Origin of the sequence: Thalassobaculum sp. (assembly GCF_040219615.1) — a bacterium.
In the GTDB taxonomy this organism is placed as follows: Bacteria; Pseudomonadota; Alphaproteobacteria; order Thalassobaculales; family Thalassobaculaceae; genus Thalassobaculum_A.
Genome location: NZ_JAVJSE010000008.1, coordinates 22,406 through 44,504 on the forward strand (window position 1 = coordinate 22,406; position 22,099 = coordinate 44,504).

General features: G+C 69.0%; 19 protein-coding genes. 8 read left to right on the plus strand and 11 right to left on the minus strand.

Annotation, left to right across the window (positions count from 1 at the left end):
• Positions 1-40: 40 nt before the first annotated feature.
• Positions 41-1,717 (minus strand): flagellar basal-body MS-ring/collar protein FliF, encoded by a 1,677-nt coding sequence (gene fliF, locus RIC31_RS03175; protein WP_350103099.1) that lies wholly within the window; start codon positions 1,715-1,717, stop codon positions 41-43.
• Between the two features lie 220 nt (positions 1,718-1,937).
• On the opposite strand from fliF, the gene RIC31_RS03180 reads away from it, so the two are divergent.
• Entirely contained in the window at positions 1,938-3,518 is a 1,581-nt protein-coding gene (locus tag RIC31_RS03180) for a tetratricopeptide repeat protein (RefSeq protein WP_350103103.1), read from the plus strand.
• Positions 3,519-3,534: 16 nt separating this feature from the next.
• On the opposite strand, the gene sciP is transcribed toward RIC31_RS03180, so the two are convergent.
• The 4 genes from sciP to RIC31_RS03200 form a co-directional block, all read right to left on the minus strand.
• Positions 3,535-3,858: a CtrA inhibitor SciP gene (gene sciP, locus RIC31_RS03185; protein ID WP_350103105.1), complete on the minus strand. Its 324-nt coding sequence runs from the start codon at positions 3,856-3,858 to the stop codon at positions 3,535-3,537.
• A gap of 161 nt (positions 3,859-4,019) precedes the next feature.
• Complete coding sequence (locus tag RIC31_RS03190; protein WP_350103108.1) at positions 4,020-5,333, minus strand: flagellar hook protein FlgE; 1,314 nt, start codon at positions 5,331-5,333, stop codon at positions 4,020-4,022.
• 87 nt (positions 5,334-5,420) lie between these two features.
• Positions 5,421-6,086: a flagellar hook assembly protein FlgD gene (locus RIC31_RS03195; protein WP_350103114.1), complete on the minus strand. Its 666-nt coding sequence runs from the start codon at positions 6,084-6,086 to the stop codon at positions 5,421-5,423.
• 11 nt (positions 6,087-6,097) lie between these two features.
• Positions 6,098-8,146, minus strand: a complete 2,049-nt coding sequence (locus tag RIC31_RS03200; RefSeq protein ID WP_350103118.1) for a flagellar hook-length control protein FliK — start codon at positions 8,144-8,146, stop codon at positions 6,098-6,100.
• Positions 8,147-8,583: 437 nt separating this feature from the next.
• Between RIC31_RS03200 and RIC31_RS03205 the strand changes: the two genes are divergently transcribed.
• Together RIC31_RS03205 and RIC31_RS03210 are read left to right on the plus strand one after the other, a co-directional pair.
• A complete protein-coding gene (locus RIC31_RS03205) occupies positions 8,584-9,414 on the plus strand; it encodes a flagellin (RefSeq protein WP_350103121.1) in 831 nt (276 codons plus the stop codon).
• Between the two features lie 280 nt (positions 9,415-9,694).
• Entirely contained in the window at positions 9,695-10,525 is an 831-nt protein-coding gene (locus tag RIC31_RS03210; protein ID WP_350103126.1) for a flagellin, read from the plus strand.
• Positions 10,526-10,600: 75 nt separating this feature from the next.
• Here RIC31_RS03210 and RIC31_RS03215 read toward each other — a convergent pair whose 3' ends face one another.
• Positions 10,601-12,430, minus strand: a complete 1,830-nt coding sequence (locus RIC31_RS03215; RefSeq protein WP_350103130.1) for a tetratricopeptide repeat protein — start codon at positions 12,428-12,430, stop codon at positions 10,601-10,603.
• A 73-nt stretch (positions 12,431-12,503) separates the two neighbouring features.
• On the opposite strand from RIC31_RS03215, the gene flbT reads away from it, so the two are divergent.
• The 5 genes from flbT to RIC31_RS03240 are packed head-to-tail and all read left to right on the plus strand — an operon-like array spanning position 12,504 to position 17,218.
• On the plus strand, positions 12,504-12,953 hold the full coding sequence (gene flbT, locus RIC31_RS03220; RefSeq protein WP_350103133.1) for a flagellar biosynthesis repressor FlbT: 450 nt from the start codon (positions 12,504-12,506) through the stop codon (positions 12,951-12,953).
• Positions 12,954-12,960: 7 nt separating this feature from the next.
• Positions 12,961-13,392 carry a flagellar biosynthesis regulator FlaF gene (flaF, locus tag RIC31_RS03225; protein WP_350103134.1) on the plus strand — a complete coding sequence of 144 codons (432 nt, stop codon included), beginning with the start codon at positions 12,961-12,963 and terminating at the stop codon, positions 13,390-13,392.
• A gap of 14 nt (positions 13,393-13,406) precedes the next feature.
• Positions 13,407-15,347, plus strand: coding sequence for a tetratricopeptide repeat protein (locus RIC31_RS03230; RefSeq protein ID WP_350103135.1), 1,941 nt, complete (start codon positions 13,407-13,409; stop codon positions 15,345-15,347).
• 37 nt (positions 15,348-15,384) lie between these two features.
• Positions 15,385-16,428: a UDP-2,4-diacetamido-2,4,6-trideoxy-beta-L-altropyranose hydrolase gene (gene pseG, locus RIC31_RS03235; protein ID WP_350103136.1), complete on the plus strand. Its 1,044-nt coding sequence runs from the start codon at positions 15,385-15,387 to the stop codon at positions 16,426-16,428.
• Positions 16,429-16,477: 49 nt separating this feature from the next.
• Positions 16,478-17,218, plus strand: a complete 741-nt coding sequence (locus RIC31_RS03240) for a cytidylyltransferase domain-containing protein (RefSeq protein ID WP_350103137.1) — start codon at positions 16,478-16,480, stop codon at positions 17,216-17,218.
• An 8-nt stretch (positions 17,219-17,226) separates the two neighbouring features.
• Here RIC31_RS03240 and RIC31_RS03245 read toward each other — a convergent pair whose 3' ends face one another.
• The 5 genes from RIC31_RS03245 to pseB form a co-directional block, all read right to left on the minus strand.
• Positions 17,227-17,856, minus strand: a complete 630-nt coding sequence (locus RIC31_RS03245; protein WP_350103138.1) for a pseudaminic acid biosynthesis-associated methylase — start codon at positions 17,854-17,856, stop codon at positions 17,227-17,229.
• Complete coding sequence (locus RIC31_RS03250) at positions 17,831-18,604, minus strand: WbqC family protein (protein ID WP_350103139.1); 774 nt, start codon at positions 18,602-18,604, stop codon at positions 17,831-17,833. The genes RIC31_RS03245 and RIC31_RS03250 overlap by 26 nt, the downstream gene beginning before the upstream one ends.
• The gene (locus tag RIC31_RS03255; RefSeq protein ID WP_350103140.1) at positions 18,601-19,506 is read right to left on the minus strand and encodes a class I SAM-dependent methyltransferase; all 906 of its coding nucleotides are present in this window, start codon (positions 19,504-19,506) and stop codon (positions 18,601-18,603) included. The genes RIC31_RS03250 and RIC31_RS03255 overlap by 4 nt, the downstream gene beginning before the upstream one ends.
• A 10-nt stretch (positions 19,507-19,516) precedes the next feature.
• The gene (locus RIC31_RS03260; RefSeq protein ID WP_350103141.1) at positions 19,517-20,893 is read right to left on the minus strand and encodes an FAD-dependent oxidoreductase; all 1,377 of its coding nucleotides are present in this window, start codon (positions 20,891-20,893) and stop codon (positions 19,517-19,519) included.
• A 130-nt stretch (positions 20,894-21,023) separates the two neighbouring features.
• Positions 21,024-22,046: a UDP-N-acetylglucosamine 4,6-dehydratase (inverting) gene (pseB, locus tag RIC31_RS03265; RefSeq protein ID WP_350103142.1), complete on the minus strand. Its 1,023-nt coding sequence runs from the start codon at positions 22,044-22,046 to the stop codon at positions 21,024-21,026.
• Between the last annotated feature and the right edge of the window lie 53 nt (positions 22,047-22,099).

Sequence of the window (22,099 nt, forward strand, 5' to 3'; positions counted from 1 at the left end):
ACGGTCCCCTGGAGGCTATGGATCGACGGTCCCGACGGCATCACTGGGCCTCCTGGTACATCCAGTTGCGGATGATGGCGACCGCCTCTTCCGGGTGCTTGTCGACGATCTCGCCGATCTTGCGGAGCGACGAGGCGCGGACCCGGCCCTCGACCTGGTTGATGTCGATCATCTGGTCGAGCAGGCTTTCCTCGGCCTCGTCCTCGCCGTCCAGCAGCTCCGCCATGTCGGCGGTCGCGCCGGGCCCGGCGAGTTGCGCCAGTTGACCGTCCTGGCCGATCATGCCGCCGCCGCGCGAGGCGAGGGTGGTGGGCATGCTCTCGAACAGCCTGGTGAGCACCGGGCGCACCACCAGCAGGATGACCAGCAGTCCGACCACCGCCAGCACCAGCACCTCGGCGAGCTGCAGGAACTCTTCCTTCGAGATGCCGAACAGGAAGGCGCCGTCGTCGATGTCGGTCGGCTCGAGCTTCACGAACTCCATGTTCACGACCTCGACCGTGTCGCCACGATCGGCCCGGAAGCCGACCGCCGACTTGACCAGGGTCTCGATCTGCTCGAGCTGCTCCGGCGTGCGCGGCACGTAGACGCGCTGGCCGTCGTCGTTCCGGGTGTAGGCGCCGTCGACCAGGACGGCCACCGACAGGCGCTGGACCTCGCCTGACTCCTTGGTCCGCTGCCGGATCGTCTTGGAGATCTCGTAGTTGACGGTCTCCTCGGTGCGGTTGTTGGAGGTCTGCGCCTGGGTGCCGTTGCCGCCCGAGGAGTCGACCGCCGACTCCGGCAGGTTGTTCTGGACGGTGACCGAGTCCTCGCGCGCCGTCTCGTTGGACTCGGCGCGGTCCTCGATGGTCTGGGTCGAGCGCGCGACCTGGCTGTCCGGATCGTAGCGCTCGGTGTTCTCGACCACCCGGCCGTAGTCGACCTCGGCGGTCACCTCGGCGCGGACCCGGCCGAGCCCGACCGTGCGCTCGACCATCTCCTCGATCGCGCGGCGCATCCGGGTCTCGTAGGCGGCCTTCATTTCCTCGGCGTTCAGCATCGCCAGCGAGGTCTGGGAATCCTCGCCGAAGCCGCGGGCCAGGAGCTCGCCGCGGTCGTCGAGGATCGACACGCCTTCGGGGTTCAGCTCCGGCACGGCGGCCGCGATCAGGTGCTGGATCGCCAGCACCTGCTCCTTGCCGGGCCGTTGCCCGCCCTGCAGCTGCAGCACGACCGACGCACTCGGCTTCTGACGCTCGCGCGAGAACAGCTCGCGGCGAGGCAGCACCAGGTGGACACGGGCGCCGCGGACGTTGCGCATCGACGAGATGGTGCGCCCGAGTTCTCCCTCCAGCGCCCTGACCAGGTTGACGTTCTGGACGAAGCTGGTGGTGCCGAGGCCCTGGCTCTTGTCGAACAGCTCGTAGCCGACCGATCCGCCGCCGGGCAGGCCCTGCTCGGCGAGCGAGACGCGCAGCCGAAGGACATCGTCGGAGGGAACGAAGACCTGGGTGCCGTTGGCCTTGAGCTGGTACGGAATCTCGCGGGTGTCGAGCTCGCGCACGATCGACCCGGCGTCGGCCGGGTCGAGATCGGCGTAGAGCAGGGACATGCTGCCGGTCGACAGGCGCGAGACCAGGAAGATGAAAAAGCCGACAACCGCAATGCCGGTGCCGGCCAACGCAGCGAGCCGCACCGGGCCCAGGTTCCGGATCAGGTCGGCGAAGGGGTTCATGCCCGTCACTCCCCGCGGGGCCGCCGCCTGTGGCGAAGGCCGTTACGTAAATACGTCTAAAATTTTATACAAAATCTTGCTAGCTTTGGATAGCCCCACTGGGCAAAATTTTCCTAGCAACGCTATCATGCTTATCTGTAAAAAAGAACAATGAATTACGGCGGTACATTACGGGTACGGGTGAAGTGGGAGCGGCCACGCGGCCCGACAGGGAGGGAGAATGGCCCGGCGTAGCGGGGGCAGACAGACCGGGCGACCGCCCGCCGCGCCGCGGGCGCCGCGGGTCGATCCGGCCGACCCGGTGGTGCGGCGTCACGCCGAGGAGGTCCGGGCCGCGATGCAGGCCCTGGAACGGGGCGACCTCGAAAGCGCCCGCAGCGGCTTCCGGGCGGTCCTGGACGAGAATATCAGGCATCCGGATGCGCTGCTCGGCATGGGCCTGTTCGCCAGCCGGGTCGAGTTGTTCGATACCGCGGCCTCGCTGATCCGCCAGGCCATCGACATAGATCCCGGGAACGGCAGCTACTGGTCGAATTTGGGCAACGTGCTGCAGAAGATGGACCGTTGGGACGAGGCGATCGAGGCCCACCGGAAGGCCGTGCGGTTCAACCCGAACCATTTCGCCATCCGCCAGAACCTGGGCAGCGCGCTCAATCTCGCCGACCGTCCGTTCGAGGGGCTGCCGCACCTGCGGGAAGCGCTGCGGCTCAACCCGAACTCGCCGGACGTCGCCGCCAGTTACGCTACCACCTTGTATCGGGTCGGCGAGTACGGTGCCGCGGCGCGGTTCTTCCGCCAGGCCCTGGCCGGCAACCCGCAGCTCGCCGGCGCGCGGTTCAACGGCGCCGTCAACCTCAACTGGATCGGGCAGTGGCAGGAGGGCTGGCAGTCCTACGACTGGCGGTATGCGACACAGGGCTTTCACCATCCGCCGGCCCTGTTCAGGGCGCCGGATCCGTTGCCCGAGGACCTGCATGGCCGCAAGGCCCTGGTGTTCGGCGAGCAGGGGATCGGCGACGAGGTCCGGTTCGCCACCATGGTCCCGGATCTGCTCGGCCGCGGGGCCACCGTGACCCTGGAATGCGCGGCCAAGCTGCAGCCGCTGTTTCAGCGGTCGTTCCCGACGGCGACGGTGCGGGCCTTTCCGGTACCGGGCGAGGCGTCCGAGGCCGGGCTGGACGACTTCGACATCGTCCTGCCGACCGGCAGCCTCGGCCGGCACTTCCGCATGGGAGCCGACCGGTTCCCGGAGCGCCGGCAGGTGCTGCAGGCGGACCCGGTCCGGGTGGCGGAGCTGGGGCGGCGGGTCGCCGCGATCGCTCCCGGGCCCACGGTCGGCCTGTGCTGGCGCAGCCGGGCCCGCGGGCGTACCCGCGCCGAGTTCTACCCGGAGGTGGCCGAACTCGGGCCGATCCTGGCGGTTCCGGGCGTGACCTTCGTGAACCTGCAGTATGACGATTGCGCCGCCGAGCTCGCGGAGATCCGGGAACGCTTCGGCGTCCAGGTTCACGTGATCGACGGCCTTGACCTGTTCGACGACCTGGCCGGCTCGGCCGCGCTGAGCGCCGCGCTGGACATGGTCGTGAGCGCCAACACGTCGGTCGCCGCCATCGCCGGCGGCGTCGGCGTGCCGACCGTCGAGTTCCACGGCCGGCCGGTGCCGCCGGGTTACCCGGTCAACGGCCATGATCCCTGGTTCCCGTCGGTCACGCCGGTCGGCAAGCGGATGGCGGATCCCTGGGGACGACTGTTTCGCACGGTCGCGAGACTGGTGGCGGAGCGGGGAGGCGGCTCGGCCTAGTGGCCGATTTCGACCACTAGCGGCGGTCGTTGCTCACGCTTCGGCGGTCGGCCCCGCGGTACTGCTGCAGGCGGGTCGCCCGCAGTCCGCGGACGCCGTAGCGGTCGATCAGCCGCTGCCAGGATTCGTACTCCTCGAGCGACAGGTTCCAGCGCGCGCAGGCCTCCTCGACGGTGAGCAGGCCACCGCGAACCGCGGAGACGACCTCGGCCTTGCGACGCATCACCCAGCGGGTGGTTTCCGGCGGCGGCAGATCGTCGAGCCCGATCGGCGTGCCGTTCGGACCGGTCACCTGCCGCTTCACGATGGTCGGGGTCTTGGTTGCCGTTTGTCCGCTCATGTCCGTCAGAACCCGTTGGAACCTGACGTCAGTGTGGGTAAGGCCCGTTAAAAAATGACTAATGTGTCGGTGGTTGCCGGCAATTCATTCCGCCCGCGCAAAAAAATGACCCCGGCCGTGGCCGGGGTCAGGTCGAGCGGTAACGGGTGCGGGGTTAGGTGTTACCGCTTCACGTTGATGATTTCGCTCAGCAGCTCGTCGCCGGTGGTGATCAGCCGGGTGGCGGCGGAGTACGCCCGCTGGGTGATGATCAGGTCGGCGAACTCGTCCGACAGGTCTACCGTCGACGACTCCAGGGCGGAGGATTCGATCAGGCCGGCGCCCTGCAAGCCCGCCTCGGTCAGCAGCAGGTCTCCCGAGCCGCTCGACAGGCTGTAGGCGTTGCCGTTCTCGCTCCTCAGCTCGGTCGAGGCCGGGACGGTGCCGATCGCCAGCTTGTAGATCGGGCGGGTGTCGCCGTTCTCGAACCGGGCCGTCACGATGCCCTCGTTGTCGACCTCGACAGCGATCAGCGTGGAGGGCGACGAGCCGTTCTGGTTGAGCAGTGTGGCTTCGTACTGGCCGGACAGCTGGCTCATGCCGTTGCTCTGGCCGACCGTGCCCCAGTTGATCACGATGCTTGAGTCGTCGGCGCCGCTGACGAACTCGTCCGGTGCAGTTGTCGTGCCGTTGATGGCAACGGTTGTCTGCGCCAGTGTGCCGTTCGCAGGGCTTGCGCCGTCGATGCTCTGGATCGTGCCGTCGGCCGGGTCGAAGCCGAGGGTGCCGGTCACGATGCCGGCGGTGTTGGTGCCGGCGTTGTTGGTCACGTCGATCGAGTAGTCCCAGACGTTGGCCGCCGCGCTCTTGGTCCAGTTGATGGTCAGCAGGTGGTCGATGCCGAGCGAGTCGTAGATCGTCAGGTTGGTGGTCTGGGTCGAGCTGGTGGTGGCGTTGGCCGGCAGGTTGGCGGCCAGGTTGGCGGTGGTGGTCGGGTTCGAGACCGAGGTGAAGCCCGCCAGGTTGACCGTCTCCAGGCTGGAGAGCTGGTCCTTGGTGGTGGCATTGACGATGTTGCCGGAGGAGTCGGTGCGCCAGCCCTGGAGGAAGAACCCGGCGTTGTTGACCAGGTTGCCTTCCTCGTCCTCGGTGAAGGAGCCGGCGCGGGTCAGCAGGTAGTCGCCGCCGTTGTTGACCGGATCGTCGTTGACGTTCACCACGAAGAAGCCGTCGCCGACGAGCGCAAGGTCGGTCTGCGAGGTGGTACCCTGCAGCAGGCCCTGCTTCTCCGGGTTGACGAAGGGACGCGCCAGCACGCCGCCGGGCGAGTAGCGGGTGTTGGCGATCGACTCGGTCACCAGGGTCTGGAAGCGCGCCGTGGTGTCCTTGTAGCCGACCGTATTCACGTTCGCGATGTTGTCCGAGATGATCCCGAACGCCTGGGACTGCGCGGCCAACGCCGACACACCCGAGAACATACCGCCGTAAATGCTCATTGTTGTTGCCTCCGTTGACGCACCCGGTTCCTGTGGGTGACTGAGAGGGTTGCTCCGTGGCGTTCTGCCGGGTTGCTGACGTGCGTCTTATGACGCCGCCGATGGTTCCTTGACCGCGACGATCTTGGTGACGTCGACCGCGAGGTCGCCGACCAGGACGTAGCTGCCCGTGGAGTCGAGGGCCGAGCCGGTGACCCGGCCGGTGATGTCGGTATCGACCTCGATGACCTCGTCGTCCGCGTTCTTGGCGGTGGCGACGAAGGTGTAGGCACCGTCCGGGACCGTGGCACCGTCGTCGTCGGTGCCGTCCCAGGTGATGGTGTGACGCGACGCGGACTTCTCGCCCTCGATGGTCCGAACGGTCTTGCCGTCGGAGTCGACGATCTTGACGGTGAGGATGTCGGCGCTCTTGGCCGGCGCGTAGCCGAAGGTGACCGGCGCGCCCGAGAACGTCGTCGTGCTGTCGGTGTACTGCACGTCCTTGCCGATGTAGCCCACCGCGCTGGCCGCCGATTGCGCGTTCAGCAAGGTGATCATCTGCTCCAGATTCTGGTTCTGGGTGATCTGCTGTTCCACGTTGGCGAACTGCACGAGCTGGTTGGTCATCTCGGCGTTGTCCATCGGATCGAGCGGATCCTGGTTCCTCAGCTGGGTGGTCAGCAGCGTCAGGAACATGTCCATGTCACCGGACAGCTTCTCGAAGGACGCGCTGGACTTGGTGCCGCCGGTGGCGATCGCGCTGACGTCGGTCATGGTTGGTCTCCTCAGGCGACCAGGTCGTAGCTGCCGTCCGCCCTGACGCCGCCGGCGTCGGGCAGGGAGGCAGTATCGACCTCGTCATCATGTGCGTTGTCCGGGCCGCCGGTCGGCTCGCGGTCGAGCTTCGCCGTCTGCTGGTCGTCGCGACCGGCCGGCTGGCCATTGCCGCCCTGCAGGTTGAACTGCAGCGAGTTCTGGTCGGTCTTCAGCCCGGCCTCCTGCAGCGCCTTGTCGAGCACCCGGGCGTCGCGCTGGAGCATGTCGAGGGTTTCCGGCCGCTCGGCGCTGATCAGTGCTCGGACCGAGCCGTCGCGGCTGAACTCCAGCTTGACGTCGACCTTGCCCAATTCCTCGGGGTTCAGGCGGATGGTGACCCGGCCGCCGCCATCGGCAGCCGTGCCGGCGAGCTTCATGGCGACCTGGCCGACCGCGGTGCTCGCCAAAGCACCGGGTCGACCCTGGGCGGTCGCCTCCGCCCGGGAGGCCATGGCGGTGGTAAGCGTGCTCTGGGGTCCGCCTGGCCCGGCCGTGAATGCAAGAGGTGTCGTCCCGCCGGGCGTGGTGGCGCCCGACCCCTGCAACGGCGCGCGGGCCGTGCGGGTCGACAGAATTTCCTGGAACTGTGCCCGGGCGGCGTCGCCGCCGAAGCCGCGCTGGCCGATCGTCGCGGTGCCGAAGGCGAAGCCGCCGCCGGCCTGTGCCTGGCCGCCGTTCTGGGGCTGGCCGCCGTTCTGGCCCGCCTGACCGCCGTCACCGTTCTGACCGCCGCCGGCCTGGGCGCCGGCCTGGCCGTCGCCGGCATCGGCGCCGACGAACAGGGCCTGGCCGCCGCCGACATGCAGCGGCTGCGCGGATTGCGGGGCGGCGACCTGACCGGCGAGCCCCTGGCCGGCCAGGGACTGCTCTACAAGCCCTTGTCCAACCAGACCCTGCCCGACCAGACCCTGTCCGCCCAGACCCTGACCGGCGAGACCGCCGGACCGGCCGTTCGCGTCGCCGACCGCGGCCATATGGGCCTGGACCAGGACGGCTGCCGAGACACCCTGGGTGCGGGCAACGACCGTCCCTGGCTCGACCGAGACTTTCGCGTCGCCCGGAAGTGCCGTCGGCTTGCCCTGGGCGGTCGGTCGTGGTGCCGCCTCGACAGCCGCGGCAGCGGTCGGATGGGCCGCGACGGCCGGCTGCTGGGCAGGCCCTTGACCCTGGGCCGCCTGGCCCTGCGCGGTCTGACCCGGTTTCGCCTGGGCGACCTGTACTTGCTGGGTGGCCGGTGCCTGCAGATCCATACCGTCGATTGCCGCAGGCTGGGCCCCGCTGACCTGGGTCCCCCCACTGACCTGGGCACCGCTGGCCTGGGCACCGCTCGCCTGCGCACCGGGGATCTGGCTACCAGTAGCTTGTGTAGCGGGCGATCCGGCGGCGGGAGCCTGGGAAGCCGCAGCCTGGGAAGCCGGGGCCTGGGAGGCCGGGGCCTGTTCGGCCTGCGCCTGGGCGGTCGCAGCCTGGACGTTGCCGTGCTGCGGCACCGGCTGTCCGCCCGAGGCTGCAGCCCGGGCGGGATCGGCCGGGGTGGCGGCCGTCGCTGAAGCGGGCATTTCGGTTGCAGGAACGCCGACCCGGCTGGGAGGCGGGGTCGATGCCGGGACCGAGGGGGCAGCATCCACATCGGATGCGGCTGCCAGCTCGATCGCCGCCGCCGAGCTGTCCCCGCCGGGTGTCGGTCCGGTCGATGCCGTGGCCGGGCGGGTCTCGTGGGCAGGGGCCGGCGGCGTGCCGGTACCTTCTTCGGCCTCGGTCTCCCGGCGGTCGCGGGCCGGCCTGGCGGCGGGTCGCGGGTCGTCGTTCGAGTTCTTCGCGGCCGGTTGGGCGTGCTCGGCCCGGTGTTCCCGGTCTTCGGCCGGACGCCGATATTCTTCGGACCGCGGCGCGGCGTCGGCGGACAGGTGGGCCATGAGGTCCATCAGGCCCCGGAACCCGCTGTCGCCGGCATTGCCGCGGCGAGCGCCTCCGGTGGAGGTATGAGCGGCCCTGGGATCCAGCGGGTTGAGGTCCATGACGTCACCTGGTCATTCGTGTCCGCCCAGTTGGGAGCAAATCGCGGGCCAGATCCGCGTCGGCGAACAAACGGCGGGAAATCAACGGTTTGTCGCGTCCGGGCGGATGCCGCCCCGGCAAGTTCTGCCGATCGGGGCAAATCCTGCCGGGCGGAGCGCGCAGTCCTTGCCGGGGCGTTTGGCCGGGCGGTCGGCTCCAGGCCGCCGCTGGCGGCGGCCGAACCTCGGGATGTCCCGGGACCCGCGGTTTGCGACTGCCGGTACGGCTCGTGCATGAGCGCCGCGCAGGGCCCGTCTTATAAAGAAGAGCATTTGCGTAAAATTCAAATTAAATGCTTGACACTTTCCCGAACCTCGTGTTTCATGGCGATTAGACGGGCTAGTTCCGTTCAGGTCGGCAAAACGCCGACGTCACCCTTAGAACGAGGATCAAGACAATGGCTGTTCAGAACTCAATCAACACCAACGTGGGTTCCTTCGTGGCTCTCCGTAACCTCAACACCGTGAACCGTGGGCTGGATCAGATCCAGAACCGCGTGTCGACCGGCCTGAAGGTTGCGGGTGCGCTCGACGACGCCTCGAACTTCTCCATCGCCCAGGGTATCCGGGGCGAGTTGAGGGCGATCGGCGCCGTCACGCAGGGCCTGAATAACGCCAAGGGCATCGGCAAGGTCGCCATCGCGGGCACCACCGCGATTTCCGACCTGATGCAGACCGTCCGCCAGAAGCTGACCGAGCTCTCGAACGAGGGCATCACCACGGCGCAGCGCTCCATCCTGTCGGACGACTTCGACCAGCTGCTCTCGCAGGCGGCCAACTTCATCGACAACGCCGTGTTCAACGGCGTGAACCTGCTCGATACCGCCGGTACGAGCGTCAACGTGAATACCCTGTCGAACCTGGCGGGCGGCACCCTGACGCTGACCGCGCAGGACCTGCGGACCCAGGTCGGCTCGCTGGCCGCGGTTTCCACGGGCAGTGCGTCGTCTGCGCAGGCAGTTCTGGCCACCCAGTACTCGAACCTGGAGTCGGTGGTGAACACCGCCCTGGGCTCGCTGGGTGCGGAAGTCCGCGCTCTGGAACTGCAGACCTCGTTCCTGGAGCAGATCTCGGATGCGACCGAGGAAGGCTTGGGCAACATCGTGGATGCCGATCTGGCCCGCGAGTCGGCCAAGCTGACGGCCGCCCAGGTGCAGCAGCAGCTGTCGATCCAGACGCTGGGTATCGCCAACCAGCGGCCGCAGACCCTGCTGGGTCTGTTCGGCTAACCGGCGAGGCACACGGGACGCGGGGTGGGGCGGCGCCTCACCCCGTCATCCCGCGAAACGCAAGAGAAGGAGAACTGATCGAACAGCCTGTTCAATAGCTTAACCTTTCATTTACGACTTAAACCACTGTCTGGACACGCCTCCTGGCCTGACCGCAGCGCATGGTGTCGATCGAGCTTTATTCGATTGACTCGGCGGTGCGTGATGTGCATTTTCTATGGTGCTCTGGGGTTCGCCCCGCTCTGGGCAAAATGCCCAACCTTAGAAAGAGGAGGCCAAAATGGCTGTTCAGAACTCAATCAACACCAACCCTGGTGTGTTCGTCGCGCTTCGGACCCTGAACTCCGTGAACCGCGACCTCGACGTCACGCAGAACCGTGTCTCGACCGGCCTGCGGGTCTCCGGTGCGCTCGACGATGCCTCGAACTTCTCCATCGCCCAGGGTATCCGGGGCGAGCTGAAGGCGATCGGCGCCGTCACGCAGGGCCTGAACAACGCCAAGGGTATCGGCAAGGTCGCCACCGCGGGCGCCACCGCGGTCTCTGACCTGTTGCAGAACGTCCGCACCAAGCTGACCGAGCTCTCGAACGAGGGCATCACCACGGCGCAGCGCGCGATTCTGACGGACGACTTCAACCAGCTGCTCTCGCAGGCGGCCAACTTCATCGACAACGCCGTGTTCAACGGCGTGAACCTGCTCGATACCGCCGGTACGAGCGTCAGCATCAACACCCTGTCGAACCTGTCCGGCGGCACCCTGACGCTGACCGCGCAGGACCTTCGGACCCAGGTTGGCTCGCTGGCCGCGGTTTCCACGGGCAGCGCGTCGTCTGCGCAGGCGGTTCTGACCACGCAGTACGCGGCGCTCGAGTCGGTGGTGAACACCGCCCTGGGTGCACTCGGCGCGGAAGTCCGCGCCCTGGATCTCCAGACCTCGTTCCTGGAGCAGATCTCGGATGCGACCGAGGAAGGCCTGGGCAACATCGTGGACGCCGATCTGGCCCGCGAGTCCGCCCGACTGACCGCTCTGCAGGTGCAGCAGCAGCTGTCGATCCAGACGCTGGGTATCGCCAACCAGCGGCCGCAGGGCCTGCTCGGCCTGTTCCGTTAATCCCGGAACGACGAGAAACACATCGAACCGGGCGGTCCCACCGCCCGGTTCTTTTTATTTGGCGCCGATTCTCCCCTACACCGGCCGGCCGTTCGCAGCGCCCCTTGGCCGCACCGGAAGATTGCCGGCGATCCGCCGCATCAGGCCCATCCAGGTCTCGTCCGGCGCCCGGTGGGCGCTGACGACCGACGGGTGCCAGGGCGGACTCGTCTGACCGAGTGCCACCCAGGTCGCCCGGCGGCCGAACGACAGGGTCGAAGCGCCGACCGCTCCGGCCAGGGCGAGGACCGCCGTATCCGCCGTCACCGTCGCGTCCAGCGCCGCGATCAGTGCCGCAACGCCGTCGAGATCGTCGCGGCGGTCGAGTCCGGGCGGGATCAGCAGCGAAGGGCGGTCCGCCGGCCAGGCCGCGGCGATCTCCGCCGTGAAATCGTCGTACTGCAGGGCGACCAGCCGGATCCTCGGCACATCGAGCAACGGCCGACAGTCTTCGAGCGGCGGGTAGTACCGGCCCCGGTCGGCGGTCTGCAGACCGGACCGCCAGCACAATCCCACGCAGTACCGGTCCGGTGCCTCGACAGCCAGCCACTCCCGGAACCCGGCGACGCGCGCCGGGTCGGGAACCAGGTATCCGGCCGTCGGCGGGAAGTCGGCGATCCGGCGTCGCAGCAGCGTCGGCAGATCCCCGGCCGCCACCCAATGGGTCGCCTCGACCTGGTGATAGCGGCGCTCGCGAGAGCCCGGGCGGTCGAGCCAATCGATGCGGGGAAACGAGCGCGTCGCCAACGGCCGCAGCCGCGGATCGATCTCTACCGCGGCGCTGCCGAGCGCGCCGTCCCGGACCATCGCGGCCAGATCGCGCCAGCAGGACGCGAACAGCAGTTCGTCGCCGAGTCCCTGCTCGGCAAGCACGAGCAACCGGGGGGCCGGCCCGCCGTTCCATGCGGCGGCCGGCAATCCCGGTGAGCGGGCCAGCAGGCGCCGCGCCGGCCGGTGCCGGAACAGCGGCCAGCCCCGCTCCAGGTCGCCCCGCGCCAGATGATAGGTGGCGAGGTTGGCCAACAGCTGGGGATCGCGGGGGGCGAGGGTGCAGGCCCGGCGCCCCATGGCGACGGCGCCGTCGAACCGACCCTCGCCGTAGAGGCATTGCGCGAGGTTTCCATATCCGCCGGTGGCCGCGGGCGACAGCGTGGCCGCGGCCATGGCCGTCTTCTCCGCCGCCTCTGCCCGGTCCAGATCGACCAGCGCGGCGGCGAGAACGACACGCGCGGCCGACGAGCCGGGGCTCGCCCGGAGAGCCCGGATGCCGACCCGCCAGGCGGTCTGAGGCAGGCGCAGCATTCGCAGGGTGTCGGCGAGATCGGTCAGTGCCGGAACGTCGTCCGGCACCAGGAGGACGGCGCGCCGCAGGATCCGCTCGGCTTCGGCGACCGCCGGGAGGTCCGGCGCCCGGCGGATTCGGGACAGCCCGCGCCGGTGCCATCCCGCCGGCCGGCGGGGAGCGAGGACGACGAGCCTGTCGGCGAGCTTCTCGGTCGATCCGTCATTGCTTTCGAACGCGACGTCGAGCAGGCCCTCGGCCCCGTCCAGCAGGGCGGGGGCCAGCAGGAGGGAGCGTCGCAGGGCGGTCCTGGCGTCCGCCGCCCGGCCGAGCCGACTCAGCGCCAGACCGAGATGGGCCCATGCGTCGGGGGCCTTCGGCCAACGGCGCAGCGCCTCGGTCAGCATCGGCTCCGCCTCGTCCGGCGAACCCAGCTGCAGGAGCGCGAACCCGAGCAGGTGCCGGGCCCTTGCGTGACCGGGATCGATCGCCAGGATGTTGCGGTACTCGGTCGCCGCCTCCCCGATTCGGCCGTTCCGATGCGCGGCGACCGCGCGTGCCAGGAGCGCGTTAGGCGTGGTCACGGCTGTCACTCACGACAGGCGCGCCCGGATGGGCGTGGCTTGACAGGGCGGGGCTCCATGCGACACTTAGCTTATGCCGCTCAAGGTCAACATCAAGCCGGGTGAGAAGTTCGTCGTAAACGGGGCCGTCATGGTCGCCGGGAACAAGGGCGCCTCACTCGTGCTGCAGAATGAAGCTACCATCCTCCTCGGCAAAGATATCATGCAGGAGGATGACGCTAATACTCCGGCCAAACGCATATACTTTACGATTCTCCTGATGTATCTCGATGACCAGGACCGCAAGCAATACTATCCGATCTTCATCAAGCTGATCGAGGACTTCATGGAGGCGACGACCTTCAAGGAGGTCCGCAAGACCCTGCTGCATATCGTTCAGGATGTGAACGCCGGAAAGTACTATCGTGCGTTAAAGACTTGTAAAGCATTGATCAACTATGAATCTGAGGTGCTGTCCTACGCCCAGCAGCGCGGCGACGGCCCCGATCTGAGCGCCCTGGTAGCTGCGCACGACGACCGCTGAGTGAGCGATGTCCCAGTATGACGCCTATAAGCGCACGATCAGGCAGACCGCGTCGCCTCGCGACGTGGAGTACCGCCTGCTTGCGCAGGTGACCGCGGCGCTTCTGACGGCCAAGGACCTCCGGGAGCGGAGCGACCGTGATCCGCGACGCATGGCGCAGATCATGGACGCGTTGAACTGGAACAACCAGGTCTGGGACGCCTTCGTCGAGGACGTCGGCACCGAGGGCAACATGCTGCCGCGGGAGTTGCGGGCGGCCATCGTCAGCCTCGGTATCTGGGTCACCCGCGAGACCGGGATGGTGTCGTCGGGTGAGGGCGACATCGACGCGCTGATTGCGGTCAACCGGGCAATCATGCGGGGCCTGAACCCGAACCTCGCCGGTCGGGAAGAGGGCGCCTCGGATCCGCAGACGGCGGTTCCGGAACAGCCTGCCTAGGGCGGGCGGGCCGGATGGGCGCCGGTGGAGATCGTGCGGCCGACCTGCTCAGGACGTTCAACGCGGCGATCGGGCTGCATCAGGCCGGCCGGCTGACCGAAGCCATCCAGCTGTATGAGCGGCTGCACCGACAACTCCCCAGGCACCCCGACGTCCTCGACTACTATGGAACCGCCCGCCACCAGCTCGGCGACAACCGGGCTGCGCTGACGATGCTGTCGGCATCGACCCGCCTGCGGCCGCTGTCGGCGGCGACCCGCAACCGGTTGGGCGCGGTGCAGCGGGCGCTGGGCGACCGTCGCTCGGCCGTCGGAAGCTTTCGCCGCGCAGCCCTGGCGGAGCCGGGGATCGCCGAGCCGGGCGTCAATCTGGCGGCAATGCTGCAGGACGAAGGCTCGCCGGATCGGGCCCTGGAATGGGCACGCCGTGTGCTGGCGGCGCAACCGAACTCGTTCGATGCCGTGGTGCGCCGCGGTGCCGCCTACAATGCCCTGGGTCGCTTCGAGGACGCGGCGCGCGATCTCGAGCGGGCGCGGCGGGCGCAGCCGGCCAATCCCGAAGTCTGCCTGCAACTCGCCCTGGCCCTGGTCGGCACCGGCGACAATGCGCGGGCCTACGACGCCGTGCGCGCCGGCATCGTCGCGACGCCGGCAGCCTACGAGCTCTACGGCAATCTGATCGGCGCCGGCGCGCCGCTGTTCGAGGACGGGGCGCTGGCGTCGTGGGCGCTGCGCGCGCTGGCGTTGAACCCGCTGTCCGCGCGCCTGCGGGCCAATGCCGGCGTCGAGCTCTATCGCGATTCGCAGCCGGCCGGCGCCGTGAGGGCGGCGAGGCGGGCGCTGCTGCTCGACCCGTCACTCGAAGCCGGCCTGCAGACCCTCGCAGCGGCGGCCTTTCAGTGCAACCGGCCGGCTCTGGCGCGCGCCGCCGCCCGGCACGGGCTCGCCGCCCATCCGGGAAACGCCGACATCGCCTATGCCCTGGCCGAGGTCGAGTTCGTCTCCGGCGACCTTGCGCATGCCTGGGAGCTGTATGAGAGCCGGGTCGGCCGATCGATGTTCCGGCCGCGGCTGTCGCTGCCGCCGCTCTGGCAGGGACCGGGAACCGAGACCGGTCCGCTGCTGATCGCTTCCGAACAGGGCGTCGGCGACGAACTGATCTTCCTGAGCTGCCTTCCCGACCTCCGGCGGCAGGTGCGGGTACCGCTGGTGGTGGAGGTCGATCAGCGGATCGTCACGGCGGTGTCGCGCAGCTTTCCCGATATCGCCGTCATCCCGCGCCAGCTGGTGCCGGGGGACGCGCGCGGGCAATTCTTCGACTACGCCGAGGCGACTGCGCGCCATGGACTGCGGCAGGCCGTCTTCGCCGGCAGCCTGCCGAGGTTCTTCCGCCGCGACCGGGACCGTCCGACCCCCCAGGGCGGCTACCTCCAGGCGGACCCGGAGCGGGTGGCGCACTGGCGGGCGGAGCTGGCGCGGCTCCGGCCGGACCGCGCGGTCGGCGTGGTCTGGCGCAGCGCCCTGATGACGAAGTACCGGGCCCGGCATCACGCCGGCATCCTCGACTGGGCGCCGGTGTTCCGGACTCCGGGCTGTGCGTTCGTCAACCTGATGCATGGCGACGTTCAGCCCGAACTCGACCTGCTGCGCGAGCGCGAGGGCGTCGAGGTGCAGCGGCTGCCGGGCATCGATCTCTGGAACGACATCGACGACCTGCTGGCGTTGCTCGCGGCGTTCGACGTGGTGGTGGCGGCACGCACCGCCAACTGCGCCTTCGCCGCGGCGGTCGGGACACCCACGATCCGCGTTGCGCAGAGCTTCAATCGCATCTCCGACGGCCGCGACTTCTTCTTCTCGAACGTCTGGCCGACCCTGAAGCGGGACGCGCCGTTCGAGGCCGGACCGGCGGCCGAGGCGGCCGCGCGCCTTCTGCGCGAAAGGATCGCGGCGGCATGAGCGCGGTGCGCGGCGGGGCATGCTTCCGGAGTGCGGCTTGAAAGACCGGCGCCTCGTCGGGCGAACGCTGGCGATCCGGGCCGACGGCGACAGCGAGATCGGCACCGGACACCTCATGCGATGCCTGGCCCTGGCGGACGCCTGGCAGCGCGCCGGCGGTCGGGCACGCCTGATTTCCGCGGCGATCCCCGGCGCGATCCGGCAACGATACGAGGAACTCGGCGTCTCCGTGGAGGCGGCGGCCGGCCGGTCCGCGCCGGACATGGCGGCCGGAGCCGACGTCGTGGTGCTCGACGGTCAGCATCTGCCGGATTCCGACCTCGACCAGTTGGCGGCGACGGGCGTCCCGCTGGTCGTGATCGACGATCACGGCTGGCGGCCGCGCTATCCCTGTGCGCTGATCCTGAACCAGAACGCCTATGCCAGCCCGGCGCTGTACGAGGGCAAGACCTCGGCCGATCTCTGCCTCGGCCCGCGCTGGTCCCTGCTGCGCCCGGAGTTCGCGGATCCGGCGCCCCGGGTCACGGCGACCCGCATCGCCCGGATCCTGATTCTCATGGGCGGAGCGGACCCGACCGGACGGAGCGCGATGGCCCTGGAATCGGCGGCCCGGGCCGTCCGGCAACTCGGCGGCGACATTGAGATCGTGCTGGTGGTGGGGGCCGCCAACCCGGCCGTGCAGGATCTGGTCGACTTGGCGGCCGGTCTGCCGGTACCGGCCACCGTCTTGCACGACGTCCGGAGCATGGCGCCTGTCCTGTCATCCGCCGACCTGGCGATCTCGGCCGCCGGCTCCACGATCTGGGAACTGGCGGCGCTCGGGACGCCCATGATCCTGGGATCGCAGAACCGCGGCGAGCGCGGCACGGCAAGCGCCCTGGCCGTCGAGGGGGCCGCGGTCGACCTGGGGCCGTTGGACGGGCTCGACCCGGACAGGCTGACCCGGACGATCGTCGAGCTCGCGGCCGATGCCGAGACCCGCCGGCATATGAGCGAGGCCGGGCAGCGTCTGGTCGACGGTGCCGGGGCCGGCCGCATGGCGTCGCGAATGGCCGACCTGCTCGACCCGGACGGACGCTGAGCATGGCGTGGCGGCGTAGGCGTCATGTCGGGGGGCGGCAGGTGCGGCCATGACGGTCGCTGCGCTGATCCAGGCCCGGACGACCTCGACGAGACTGCCGGGCAAGGTCCTGTTGCAGGCCGCCGGCCGGGAGATGCTGGCGCATCAGATCGACCGGGTCCGCCGGGCGCGCCGGGTCGACCGGATCTGCGTGGCCACGACCGTGAATGCGACCGACGACCGCATCGTCGCGCTTGCCGAACGCGAGGGCGTGGCGGTGTTCCGGGGCGCAGAGGACGATGTCCTCGACCGGTTCGCGCGGGCGGCGGAGACCGTAGCCCCGAGCCTGGTGGTCCGGCTCACCGGGGATTGCCCGCTGATCGACCCGGTCCTGATCGACGACGCCGTCGCGCTCCTGCAGGCCTCGGCTGACCTGGACTACGTCTCGAACGGGCTCGAGCCGACCTGGCCGGCCGGGCTCGACGTCGAGGTCATGACGATCGGCGCCCTGCGCCTGGCGGCGGCGGAAGCGGTCGACGGGTTCGACCGCGAGCACGTCACGCCGTTCATCTACCGCCACCCGGAGCGCTTCCGGATCCGGAACATCCGCTGTCCGGAAGCGCTGTCCGACCACCGCTGGACACTCGACGAGCCGGCCGACTACGAGCTGCTCCGCCGGATCCTGGAAGCCCTGGTCCCGGCCGATCCGACGTTCGGCTGGCGCGACGTCCTGGCCTTGCTGGCGGCGCATCCGGACTGGGTGTCGATCAATCGCGACGTCCGCCAGACGCCCAACCCCCACGCCCCCTGACGCGGCCGTCAGGGCTTGCGGAACAGCCACCAGGTCGCATCGTCGAAGCCGGTGATCCGACGCCAGAAGAAACCGCTGCCGAGCGGCACCAGGCCCGGATGGCGGTCCAGCAGGTCGCTCCCGAAGTCGCGCTTCCACAGCAGGTCGTCGCGCCCGCGATACGGGATCGACTGCGGGGACTGGCTGAAATACTCGATCATCATCAGGTATTTCGAACTCACCCGGACCATCTCGTCGAGGGCCGCGGGCAGGTCGTCGGGATGAACATGGATCAGCACGCCCGAGGTGAACACCAGATCCATCGACCGGTCGGGGAACGGCAGGGACTGCACGACCGCGTCCTTGAGGTGGTCGCCGTCGAGCACGCCCTGGTCGCCCAGGACCGCGCGGGCGGTGGCGTTGGGCTCGATGGCGAACAGCTCGGCATCGGTGAAGCGTCGCATCGCCCGGGTGTTGAGACCGATATTGCAGCCGCATTCGAGGATACGAAGCGGCGGGTCGCCGTCGATCAGGCGGAAGATCTCGACCAGTGCCTTCAGGCGGATCCGGACCTGCTCCTCGCTCGCGGCGTTGCGGGCGGTGTAGGCGTCGCCGAACTCTCCGGTCCAGCTCTCAATCTGAGGGTTCTTCGGCGGCATCGTCCGTCCTCGCGGTCCCGAAAAATTCGTCGGCAGGGATCGGCGCGCATCGTCCGGAGCGGAAGATCTCCGCAGCGCGGTCGCCCTCGTTGAGCAGCAGGTCGAGAACCGACGCATGCGAACGGAACTCGCCGTGGCGCTGCCGGTACAGGGGATGCGCATAGCGCTGGAAGACGAGCTCGATCCCGGCCTCCCTGAAGGCGGTCACATGGGCCTGCAGGTACCCGCCGGCGCCGGGCGGCGAGAGGTAGACGTTGGCCGAGAACGCCCGGCAGAGATCGATCAGCCGCGTCGCGCGAGGGCCATCGCTGACGGCGAGGTCGCTGGCCCGGAACCGCGGGGTCGTGATCTGCAGGCGGTCGCAGACCCGGTCGATGAACTCGATGTTCCGGTCGGCCAGGGAGTCGCCCTCGCGCAGGGAGTCGAGCCAGGCGTCGATCCAGGGCAGGTCGGTCTCGATGCCGGCACCGCCGGCATAGGCCTGTGCCAGGGTGGCCCGCCACTTCTTGATCCTGCCGACCGGCCCGACCCTGGCATCGACGATCCTGGTTCGCCGGGTCCAGGACGCGTCGACCGGCAGGCTCAACCACGTCAGCCCGGCCGCGGTCTTGATCCGGTTGCGCTGCTGCCAGCTCTGCCGCGAGAACTGGACGGTATCCAGGTGAACGAAGTTCGCCGCCTGATCGATCAGGTCGAAGAAGCCGGCCCAGGGAAGAAAGGTCGGCTGCATGACGACGAGAACCGTCATGCCGGCGTGACCGGCGGCTTGCGGCCCGTGACCAGCAGGCATCGCCCCATCCCGGCCTGCGCCAGCGCCCGGTACAGACTCCGGCGGACCTCGGTCGGCAGGAGCCGCTCGAACGCGACCCTCCGGCGATGGCACTCGGCCCCGAGCGCACCGTCGCCGATGTAGGGAAACCCGAGCAGGAGGAACAGTTCCATCGGGAAATCGCCCAGGCGGTCGACCGGCTCGAGGCCGGTTTCGCCCATCATCGCCTCCACGGCGTCGAACGACAGGTAGTTGATGTGCTCCGGGCCAGAGATCCACCACCGCTTCATGTCCAGGCCGGCGACCGCGGCCTCCTGGAGCGGGTTGAAGTCGTTCCCCGACCGGACGATCGCGACGCCGCCGGGGACCAGGATGCGTTCGGCGGCCAACAGGTTCGCGACCGGGTCGAAGGTCTGTTCCAGCATGTTGACGAACAGAACGGCGTCGACACTGTCGGGTGGGAGGATGCCGTCGTCGACCAGGTCGGTGAAGGCGCCGCGATGGACCGTCAGGCCCTTGGCACGGACCGCCTCGACGGCCGATTCCGCCAGATCGACCCCGGTCGGCTCGAAACCGGCACCGCGCAGGCTGACCATCAGGTCGCCGAGTCCGCAACCGACCTCGACCACCCGGCGCCCGGGGGTGTGCGCGGCGATCGTGTCGGCGATGTCGCGATGCACCGTCTCGGCCAGCCAGCGGGCCTGGTCGTCGGCCTCCGGACCGCCCCGTCGCGACCGGCCGATGTCGGCGGCCCTGCGGCCCTCGTCGATCAGGCGGTAGTAGGTCTCGCGGTAGAACGTCTCGAGTTCCTCGCGGGTCGGCATGGGATCCAGGACGCGATATCCAAAACGTCCGTCCGGCCGGGTCGTGTACTCGGTCATTGGACAGTTCCTAGGTTCCGGCCCGTGCGAGCAACCGCTCGATGCTTCGGACACTAGCCGATTTGCCGAACTCGAACTCGTCCGATGACAGGACCGCCTGCATATTCGCCAGCCGGTCCGACACGCCGGCGAATGCCGCGGGAAACGCCGTGGTCGGAAACCGGTACGAGGCGCCGACGGCGATCGACTTTCGACGATCCGGCAGGGGGCCGGTGGCCACGCCCAGGCGGACGACCTCGGTCCAGGCGTCGCCGGCACAGGCCTCGGGGTTCCGGTACGCCGCCGATCCGAGGGCGGTCGGGATCTCTGCGCAGACGTAGTGCCGCCCGGGCGGCGCCGTGTCCGGGCCGAACAGGGAAGGCACGGAGGCCCGGAAGACCATGTCGCCGTCGTCGAAGTCGTGAACCCAGTGATACGGGCCGGCCGCCGTCTCCGGGACGTCGAAATAGTGCAGCACCATCGGGACCGGATGGATCGCCGCCGCCAGCCGATCGGCGTCATCCCCCAGGGCTGCGGCCAGCCGGCTGGCCCCGGCGGTCCAGACCACCAATTCCGCATCGATCTGCGTTCCGTCTTCGATCCGGATCCGCACGGTCGCGCCGGGCTGCGCCAGACCGGCCACGTCGACACCGAGCCTGAGTTCGACGCCGAGATCCCGAAGCCGGCGGGCCGCGGTCTCGGCGAAGCCGCCCATGCCTCCGGCCGTCGGATAGAGCGCACGGGCGGGAAAACCACTCGCCCGGCTCTTCAGATAGCGCATCGGATCGTCGGCGTTCGACCGAAGCAGCACGGCGTCGAGCGCCGGCAGCCGCTTCAGCAGCTCTGCCGTGCCGTCGCCGGTCAGCTTCAGCCGGCGCGCCGGCAGGGCGGAGAACGAAGCTGCCGACAGATCGGCGGCCGGCGCCAGCAGCATCTTGCCGCAAGCCTTCTCGACCAGGGCCGCCGCGGCGGCTCCGAAGCGGGACACCAGGTAGTCGTGCAGGGAGACCGCGGGATCCGGCGTCGCCGGCACCTCCCCGGCGCGGGCTGCGGCGCAGTCCAGCAACCCCAGGAGTGCCGCTGCGGCTTCGCCGCGATCGCCGTGGGCGAAGTCCGGATACTCGATCCCGTCGGTCCGCACGCCCCGGAACACCGATGCGATGCGGGGCGTGATCGGTTGCGCCGCTCCGTCCATCAGGTCGAGGAGCAACTCGGTGCTGGCATCGTCCTCGTTGCCGAACAGATGGCAGCCCAGATCGAGTCGGAAGCCATCCCAGGGAATCGAGGTATGCACACCGCCGAGCCGCTTCGCGGAGTCGACCAGGATCACGCGGCGACCGCGAGCCACCAGCATTCTCGCGGCGACGATCGCCTTCAGTCCCGCTCCGACGACAACCGCGGTTTCCATCTAGTATCGGGGACGGCTTCTGAGCATCGGCACTCCGTCGTGTCACGACCGCGGAACAGCCCGGAACCGTGTCCGCCCGGCACGGCGACGGTCGACGACCGCCGCCATGGTAGCATCGCCGGCGGGCCGATCACATTGGCGTCGTCGCCAGAAGGTCGGCGAGAGCGGCATCGTCGAGAAACTCCGGATTGTTGTCGCTGCGGTAGGAGAACCCGCTCTCGACGTAGCGGGTGTCCGGCTTGATCCAGCTCTTCGCGGGCCCGTCGAGGAGGGTCGGCAGCAGGACGTAGCGGTCGCCGATGTCGATGGTGTCGCGGGCGTCGTCCTCGGTGATCATGACCTCGTGCAGCTTCTCGCCGGGGCGGATGCCGACGACCTTCAGCGGCACGCCCGGCGCCAGGTGCCGGGCGATGTCGACCACGCGCATCGACGGGATCTTCGGCACGAAGATCTCGGCCCCGTGCATCATGCCGAGCGAGGAGAGGACAAAGTCGACGCCCTGCTGCAACGTGATCCAGAACCGGGTCATGCGTTCGTCGGTGATCGGCAGGTGGTCGGCATTGCCGGCGACCAGCTGCCGGAAGAACGGGATCACGCTGCCGCGCGAGCCGATGACGTTGCCGTAGCGGACCACCGAGAACCGGCAGCCGTCGCGGCCCGCCATGTTGTTGGCGGCGACGAAGATCTTGTCGGAGGCGAGCTTGCTCGCGCCGTACAGGTTGATCGGGTTGGCGGCCTTGTCGGTCGACAGCGCGACGACCTTGCGCACGCCGGCGCGCATCGCCGCCCGTACCACGTTCTGGGCGCCATAGATGTTCGTCCGCACGCACTCGAACGGGTTGTACTCGGCCGTGGGGACATGCTTGATCGCCGCGGCGTGGATCACGAAGTCGACGCCGCGCATGGCCATCTCGAGCCGGTCGACGTCGCGGACATCGCCGATGAAGTACCGGATTTCGTGGGACGGCGCCTGGACGAACTCCTGGCCCATCTCGAACTGCTTCTGCTCGTCGCGCGAGAAGACGATGCACCGCCGGAGCTTGTAGCGTTCCAGCACGGTGCGGACGAACTGCCTGCCGAACGACCCGGTCCCGCCGGTGACCAGAATGCTCTTCCCGTCCAGGTCGATCGATCCGGCCTCGAACTGCCTCATGCCCGGTCTCCTGCGGTATCGGTCCGGGCCGTCGACCCGCGAGGCCAGCGAAA